Origin of the sequence: Williamsia sp. CHRR-6, from assembly GCF_018474015.1 — a bacterium.
Classification (GTDB): Bacteria; Actinomycetota; Actinomycetes; order Mycobacteriales; family Mycobacteriaceae; genus Williamsia_A.
Genome location: NZ_JAHCSG010000001.1, coordinates 660,695 through 667,818 on the forward strand (window position 1 = coordinate 660,695; position 7,124 = coordinate 667,818).

Sequence of the window (7,124 nt, forward strand, 5' to 3'; positions counted from 1 at the left end):
CGCGGTGCGGGGCACAGATGGACCACCGCGCATGGCTGCATGCGCGTGCCTCACCCGAGGCCGTGATCGACGCTGTTCATCTGACGTTGTTCATGTGGCCCGCCCCCTCGCGGGGAATCGAACCGGTCGTGCGGTATCGGAGCTGGTGGCTCCGGCACCCGAGGTCGGGCGTGTCGGGCGCCGAGGACAAACCTGTGCGCTGCCGAAACTCTCGACTCTGGCGGTCCCCATCACCCTCGCGGGCGAGTAGGACGGTCGTGCGGGTGATCGTGTGGCCGGGGCTCGGGACAGTTCGGTGACCGCTTGTCCCGCCGGTTCGATCTCGCCTCGATCAGCCGTCGGTGGGCGCATGAGCACACTACGACGCCTCTCTGGGCAACCCGAACAGTATGCAACAGATCTGCGGTCGCGCCAAATTGCTGGTCACCGTACTAGCGTGGTCCCCCATGACCAGGTCAGCAGACATCGACCGGGGCTCGGTGAGCGTCGGATCCACCTATGCGTTTCGGCGCCGCCTCCCGCAGAACGCGCTGGGCGCGGCCATCTTCTCCCTCGGCATGGTGGCCAAGGTGCCCTACTTCGGGACCATCCTCCCCTACGTCCGCCGGATGGAGCCCGGTCACTGCGAGGTGGTGGCACCGAACTGGTTCGGGGTGCACAACCATCTGGGCACCTTTCACGCGATCGCCGCGTGCAACCTGGCCGAGACGGCAATGGGGATGCTGATGGAGGCCACCGTGCCGGCCGATCTGCGTTGGATTCCCAAAGCCATGTCCTCGCACTACCTGGCCAAGGCGGCCACCCGGCTGACCGCGGTGGCCCACCTCGACGAGGTGATCACCGCCGCTACGGTGGGCGAGGGTGCCGAGATCGTCGTGCCCATCACCATCACCGACACCCGCGGCATCGAGGTGGTGCACTGCGACATCATCTGCTGGGTCACCCCGAAGTAGATCGGCCTGGCGGGACCGACGGCTAGATCAGTCCTTCCTCGAGCTCGAAGAGCACGTTGTCCCAGTAACTCTCCTCGCCTTGGCCGGTCGAGTCGATGGCCAGCAGGTCGGCGCGCAGCTTCGCGACCACCGGCTCGCGGTCGATCTCGGACGCCGTGGCGCCCTCGGCCAAGGACTCCTGGACTCCGGCGTACGCGGCGAGCGACGCGACGAACGCAGGCAGGCTGGCGTTGATCCGCGCATTGTCGTCGGGTGCGGGGCCGTAGCCGATGAACTCCCCGGTCTCGAGGATCACGCCCAGGCGCAGCTCTTCGGCCCACTTCTCCTCTCCCACGTCGAGCACTGCGACCTCGTCTCGACCATCCCATGAGATGGTGACCGGTCGCGGCGTGACGAAGGTGATGCCCAGCAGCTGCCCGTCCAGCTTTGGCAGACCTGGATCGCTCAGCCAGGCACCGAGGTCGGTGGGCAGTGCGAGGCCGGCGAGCGCGGCCGCATCGATCGGCACGCGGCCGTCTTCGTACAGATCGAAAAACACGGTGCACACTCCCCTTGTTCGCATGGTGGTCATTGATCGAGGCGAGGTTATCGCCGAGCCCTGCAGTTCGCGGCATGAGCTGTCATCATCAGGTGTCGGCTGGTGGGAAGGACTGCGCCATGGTGTCGTCACGACGCAGTGATCGCCTGATGGCCGCACTGACCGAGATCACCAGCGGCACCCCGCCGACCGTGGTCGACGGACTGCGCCAGGTGATCCTCGACGGTGGGGCACCTCCGGGGTCACCGCTACCGGTGGCCACCATCGCCGACAAGTTCAAGGTGAGCCCCATCCCGGTGCGCGAGGCCTTGAAAAGGCTTGTGGGCGAAGGACTTGTCGGCCACCAGACCAACGGTGGCTATTTCGTGGCCCAGCTGACCGCCGACGAGTTGCGTGAGATCTACTTCGTACGTGGCGTTCTCGAGCAGGCCGCTCTGGCCCGAGCCGCCGAGACCGCCGGGCCGGCCGACATCGAAGCCGCGCGCGCCGCCCACGAATCCCTGCTGCGCGCTTCGGAGTTCAGCGATGCCCGCGCATATCACCAACAGTCCCGGGTGTTCCATCGAGCTCTCATCGCCCCGTGCGGTATGCAGCGGTTGCTGCACATGGTCGAATCCACCTGGAACGTGACCGAGCCCTTTCAGCTGATGCGGGTGGCCACCCCGGAGATGGTGGCGCAGTTGCACATCGACCATGAGCAACTACTGACGGCGATGACCGGGCGGGACGCGCAGACCTTGATCGCGGTGGCCAAGTCCCACCATGCCCACCTCGAGTCGATCATCGTCGACTCGGTGACCAAACTGGGGGTGGCCCACCCCGAGACGTGAGCGGTCAGGACCCAGCGGCGAGCTGGCGGGAAAATATATGTTCACCGAAACGCGCGAGTAATAACCCGCTCCTAATCTCCTGTTCACCCCCACACGTCGGACATCACGGACACCGCACGTGCACCGGAACCGACCACCTCACAGGAGAACCCATGACCGACATGTTGAAATCGGGTGCGGCGCCCAGCGACATCGCGGAGCCCACCCGAGCCAGCGCGGCGGGCGAGAGTGTCATCAAGCTCAGCTACGACCAACGGCTGACCAACGAGGACCTTGCCCCGCTCAAAAAGCAGACCTGGACCTGGTACAACATCTTCGCGTTCTGGATGTCCGACATCCACAGCGTGGGCGGCTACGTTTTCGCCGGGAGCCTGTTCGCCCTGGGCATCACGGCCTGGCAGGTGTTGATCGCCCTGCTTGTCGGCATCGTGTTCGTCAACGTCCTGTGCAATCTGGTGGCCCGGCCCTCCCAACAGGCCGGTGTGCCCTACCCGGTGACCACCCGGATCGCTTTCGGTGTGCGCGGGGCAAACCTGCCCGCGATCCTGCGCGGCCTGATCGCTGTGGCCTGGTACGGCATCCAAACCTATTTGGCCTCAGTCGCTTTCGGACTGCTGGCCATCAAGTTCTTCCCCTCGCTGGCAAAGTACGACAGCGTCGGCGACTACGGTTTCCTCGGCCTGTCGGCGCTGGGTTGGGCCGGGTTCATCCTGATGTGGATCCTGCAGGCCATCGTCTTCTGGAACGGCATGGAGACCATCCGCAAGTTCATCGACTTCTGCGGTCCCGCGGTGTACGTGGTCATGATCGCGCTGGCCGGCTACCTGATCTTCAAAGCAGGTTGGAGCAACGTCAGCCTCAACCTGTCCTCCGGTCCCGACAAGTCCGGGTGGGCAGCGGTCTCGGCATCAATCGGTGCGGTCGCGCTGGTGGTCTCCTACTTCTCTGGTCCGATGCTCAACTTCGGTGACTTCTCCCGGTACGGCAAGTCCTACGAGGAGGTCAAGAAGGGCAACTTCCTGGGCCTGCCGGTGAACTTCCTGTTCTTCTCGCTGCTGGTGGTGTGCACGGTCTCAGCCGGGGCCACCGTCATCGGGCGCGACGAAAACGGCAACATCATCACCGACCCGGTGCACATCGTCGACAAGATCGACAACACCACCGCTGCGGTGCTCGGCGTGCTCACCTTCGCCATTGCCACCATCGGCATCAACATCGTGGCCAACTTCGTCTCGCCCGCATTCGACTTCTCCAACGTGGCGCCCACCAAGATCTCCTGGCGCATGGGCGGCATGATCGCCGCCATCGGTTCGGTGCTGATCACCCCGTGGAACCTGTTCAACAACCCCTCGGCGATCCACTACACACTCGACACCCTCGGCGCGGTCATCGGTCCACTGTTCGGGGTGCTGATCGCCGACTTCTACCTGGTGAAGCGCAAGGAGATCGTCGTCGACGACCTGTTCAGCATGTCCCCGACCTCGCGGTACTGGTTCCGCAGCGGGGTGAACCCGGTCGCCGTGGTGGCCACCGTGGTGGCCGGTGCGGTCGGGGTGGCCGTCGTGGTGGGCGGCACCACCTACATGAGCAGCTACACCTGGTTCATCGGCGCCGGACTCGGGTTCGTCCTCTACTGGCTGGGTATGCGTTACGTGCCGCAGTCGCTGATCCACGACAACCCGCCCGCCCCGGCAAACCTCGGACGCAGCACAGCCGACGAATCCGCCACGCGGTGAGGACACCACTGTCCTGATGCGGATCTGTCTGATCAATCCGAACACCACCTCCGCCATGACCGACGTCATGGCGGAGGTGGCGCGTGCGGCGGCGATGCCCGACACCGACCTGGTGGCGCTCACCTCGACCATGGGTCCAGCATCCATCGAGAGCCACTACGACGAGGCCTTGTCGGTCCCCGGGGTGCTGGCTGCCATCGTCGCCGACCGCGCGTGTGACCATCCCAGCGACGGCTACCTGATCGCCTGTTTCGGTGACCCTGGGCTCGACGCCGCCCGGGAAGTGGCCCAAGCGCCGGTGCTGGGCATCGCCCAGGCGTCCATGCATCTCGCCGCACTGATCGGGGGCCGGTTCTCGGTGGTGACCACCCTGACCCGAACCATCGGCCGCGCCGACGAACTGACCCACCGTTACGGCGTCGCCGGACTGTGCGCAGGTCTGCACGCCTGCGAGATCCCCGTCTTGGAACTGGAGACCAACCCGCACACCGAACAGATTCTCACCGAGGCCTGTCGGCAGGCGCTGCACCAGGACCGGTCCGAGTCGATCGTGTTGGGCTGCGGCGGGATGGCCGATCTGGCGCACCGCATCTCCGAGGCGATCGGGGCCCCGGTCATCGACGGGGTGGCCGCGGGGGTTCGCCTGCTGCAGGCTCTGATCCCGATCGGCGGTAGTCCCGGCAAGGCCGGGATCGAGTTCGCCCCGCCGCCGGCCAAGCCCTACACCGGACTGCTGTCGGGGTTCGGCGAACCGACCGCCCGCTGAGCGCCTGGTCGCTACCTGCGCAGGTGACAGCTGTGTGACGATCCGTCCCAGCACTCACCGCCGCCCGTTTCTCAGGCGAACGAAATGATACGTTCGGGTGGTTGGTCCGCATATGCGGAAACGCCTGTCGGGGGCACACGGGGTGATCGGTATGCCGGCTCTGGGAGAGTCGCATTTCGTCCAGGTCGACGACGGCCGACGGTTGCACTTCTGCGTGGCCGGATCAGGTCCGGTGACAGTGTTCTTCGAGGCCGGTATCGGCCGGTCCCGTAACACCTGGGCTGCGGTGGCTCCCCTGGTCGCACGGTTCGCACGCATCGTCACCTACGACCGGGCCGGGCACGGGCTCAGCGACGTCGACCTCTGCGATCGCGGTCTGGACCGACTCATCTCCGACCATCTCGCCGTCCGAAACGCCGCTGTCGACGGCCCCTGCGTGGTGGTCGGCCACAGCTACGGCGGCCCCATCACCCGTGGCGGCGCGGTACGCGACCCCGACGACGTCGCCGGTGTGGTCCTGGTCGACGAGGTCTCCGAGCTGTGCGACGAACTCGTGGGACTCGACGGTGGCCTCACCGACGCGGTCTACCAGTCACGTCTGCTGCTGGCGAGACTACGACTGCTACCCCGCATCGCCCCGCGACTGCACAACCGACTGCTCCGCGACACCGGTGACGAGGCGCTCGATCAGCAGACCGCGCAGGTGCTGGCCGAGGCGATCACCGAGGTGCGTGCCGAAGATGGCGGGGTGACCGCAGCCAAGACATTGGTGGTCGAGTGGGAGCAGTACGGCGAGAGCATCCGCGACTTCGCCGAGACCGGCCCCTGGATCCCGGAGGCACCGCTGGTGGAGATTTCGTCGAACCGGGTGCCAGAGGACAAGCTGGCCGACGACTACATCGCGCAGTCCCACATCGAGACCGCCGAACGCGCCGAACGGGGCAAGCACGTGTTCGCCTCCACCTCCAGCCACTACATCCAGCTCACCGAACCGTCGCTGGTGGTCGACGAGATCCGGCTGCTGGTGGAGTCAGCGTTGGTCGCCTGACCGCGCCTTCCCCGTGCGAAGCCGATCGCTTCAGATCACGGATCGGCCTCTGTTGGATCTCGAATGCCATGGATCGTATTCGTGGCTGGATCGTGCGGCCCGCAGCCCGATAGCGTTCGCCAACGGGTGGGGAACCCACGCACTGGAGGCCACGTCATGCGGTTGCACCGCACTGTGTCTGCCCGCTCGACGTCTGCCCGCTCGACGTCTGCCCGCTCGACGTCTGCCCGCTCGACGTTTGCCCGCTCGCTGATCGCGCTGGGCGCGGCCATCGGAGTGAGTGTGGGCGGGATGGGTGTGGGCGGAGTGGGGATGGCCTCAGCGCAACCGGCCCCGGCCTCGCCGCCCGGGTCCAACGACTTCTCCTGTCGGCCGAGCGCCGCTCATCCGCGCCCGGTGGTGTTGGTGCACGGCACCTGGTCTGACCGCGCGGGTACCTGGAAGACCCTCTCCCCCGCCCTGGCCGACGCCGGCTACTGCGTGTTCGCGGTCTCCTACGGGCAGCACCAGCCCGGCAGCACCGACAACCTGCTGAACATGTTCGGCGGCAACAGCATCGAACGATCCGCTCACGATCTGGCCGCATTCGTCGACCGGGTACGTATGCGCACCGGCGCCCGGCAGGTCGACATCGTCGGCCACTCGCAGGGCGCGGTGGTCACCCGGCAGTACCTGCGATTCGCCGGCGGCACCGACGCGAAGGCGCCGTGGCGCAACATCGTTCACACCGTGGTGAGCCTGGCCGGCACCAACCATGGCACCACCTTCAACCGCAATCAGGCCATCGGGGCGATCGGACAGATGCTGGGCATCCCGGTCATCACCCTGGCCGCCACCGCGGTCGGTCCCTCCTACGTGGAGCAGATGGTCGGCTCGCCGGTGTTGATGCGACTCAACGCCGGTGGCGACACCCGACCCGGGGTGCGCTACGTGGTTGTCGGCACCCGTGACGACAACGTGGTCACCCCTGCGGCCACCACGTTCCTGCGGGCCGGTCCGGGGGCCACCGTGGACAACGTGTGGGTGCAGACCGGATGCCCCAGCGCCCGCGTCAACCACATGGAGGTCACCACCGACCCCCGCGCGGTGGGCCTGGTGTTGCGCGGGCTCGATCCTGCCAACGCCACCGCCATCCCCCTGCCCTGCCGGTGAGCTCGGCCGACGCCCGAATCGAACCTGCCCCTGATCGAACCTGTCCCTGATCGAAGAGGGCCCTGGATCGAACGGGCCCCCCATCAGAGATGGGCTCAGGC

Annotated in this window: 7 protein-coding genes; 6 read left to right on the plus strand and 1 reads right to left on the minus strand. The window is 66.6% G+C overall.

Annotated features, from left to right (window positions below; genetic code table 11):
- The first annotated feature begins 446 nt into the window (after window positions 1–446).
- Entirely contained in the window at window positions 447–953 is a 507-nt protein-coding gene (locus tag KIK15_RS03160) for a hotdog fold domain-containing protein (RefSeq protein ID WP_214242662.1), read from the plus strand.
- Window positions 954–975: 22 nt separating this feature from the next.
- Here the strand turns inward: KIK15_RS03160 and KIK15_RS03165 are convergent, their stop codons facing one another.
- On the minus strand, window positions 976–1,491 hold the full coding sequence (locus KIK15_RS03165; RefSeq protein WP_214242663.1) for an SUKH-4 family immunity protein: 516 nt from the start codon (window positions 1,489–1,491) through the stop codon (window positions 976–978).
- 119 nt (window positions 1,492–1,610) lie between these two features.
- Here KIK15_RS03165 and KIK15_RS03170 point away from each other — a divergent pair, with 119 nt between their 5' ends.
- The 5 genes from KIK15_RS03170 to KIK15_RS03190 all read left to right on the plus strand — a co-directional run bounded on the left by KIK15_RS03170 (window position 1,611) and on the right by KIK15_RS03190 (window position 7,023).
- On the plus strand, window positions 1,611–2,321 hold the full coding sequence (locus KIK15_RS03170; protein WP_214242664.1) for a GntR family transcriptional regulator: 711 nt from the start codon (window positions 1,611–1,613) through the stop codon (window positions 2,319–2,321).
- Window positions 2,322–2,482: 161 nt separating this feature from the next.
- Window positions 2,483–4,057: an NCS1 family nucleobase:cation symporter-1 gene (locus tag KIK15_RS03175; protein WP_214243236.1), complete on the plus strand. Its 1,575-nt coding sequence runs from the start codon at window positions 2,483–2,485 to the stop codon at window positions 4,055–4,057.
- Between the two features lie 16 nt (window positions 4,058–4,073).
- Window positions 4,074–4,823, plus strand: a complete 750-nt coding sequence (locus tag KIK15_RS03180; protein ID WP_214242665.1) for an aspartate/glutamate racemase family protein — start codon at window positions 4,074–4,076, stop codon at window positions 4,821–4,823.
- 151 nt (window positions 4,824–4,974) lie between these two features.
- Window positions 4,975–5,871 (plus strand): alpha/beta fold hydrolase, encoded by an 897-nt coding sequence (locus KIK15_RS03185; protein WP_214242666.1) that lies wholly within the window; start codon window positions 4,975–4,977, stop codon window positions 5,869–5,871.
- 156 nt (window positions 5,872–6,027) lie between these two features.
- Entirely contained in the window at window positions 6,028–7,023 is a 996-nt protein-coding gene (locus tag KIK15_RS03190) for a triacylglycerol lipase (RefSeq protein ID WP_250323913.1), read from the plus strand.
- Window positions 7,024–7,124: the final 101 nt, after the last annotated feature.

What these genes read in the sequence shown, in the direction of transcription:
- KIK15_RS03160 (WP_214242662.1), top strand. Translation starts at nt 447, where the DNA reads ATGACCAGGTCAGCAGACATCGACCGGGGCTCGGTGAGCGTCGGATCC.
- KIK15_RS03170 (WP_214242664.1), top strand. Translation starts at nt 1,611, where the DNA reads ATGGTGTCGTCACGACGCAGTGATCGCCTGATGGCCGCACTGACCGAG.
- KIK15_RS03175 (WP_214243236.1), top strand. Translation starts at nt 2,483, where the DNA reads ATGTTGAAATCGGGTGCGGCGCCCAGCGACATCGCGGAGCCCACCCGA.
- KIK15_RS03180 (WP_214242665.1), top strand. Translation starts at nt 4,074, where the DNA reads ATGCGGATCTGTCTGATCAATCCGAACACCACCTCCGCCATGACCGAC.
- KIK15_RS03185 (WP_214242666.1), top strand. Translation starts at nt 4,975, where the DNA reads ATGCCGGCTCTGGGAGAGTCGCATTTCGTCCAGGTCGACGACGGCCGA.
- KIK15_RS03190 (WP_250323913.1), top strand. Translation starts at nt 6,028, where the DNA reads ATGCGGTTGCACCGCACTGTGTCTGCCCGCTCGACGTCTGCCCGCTCG.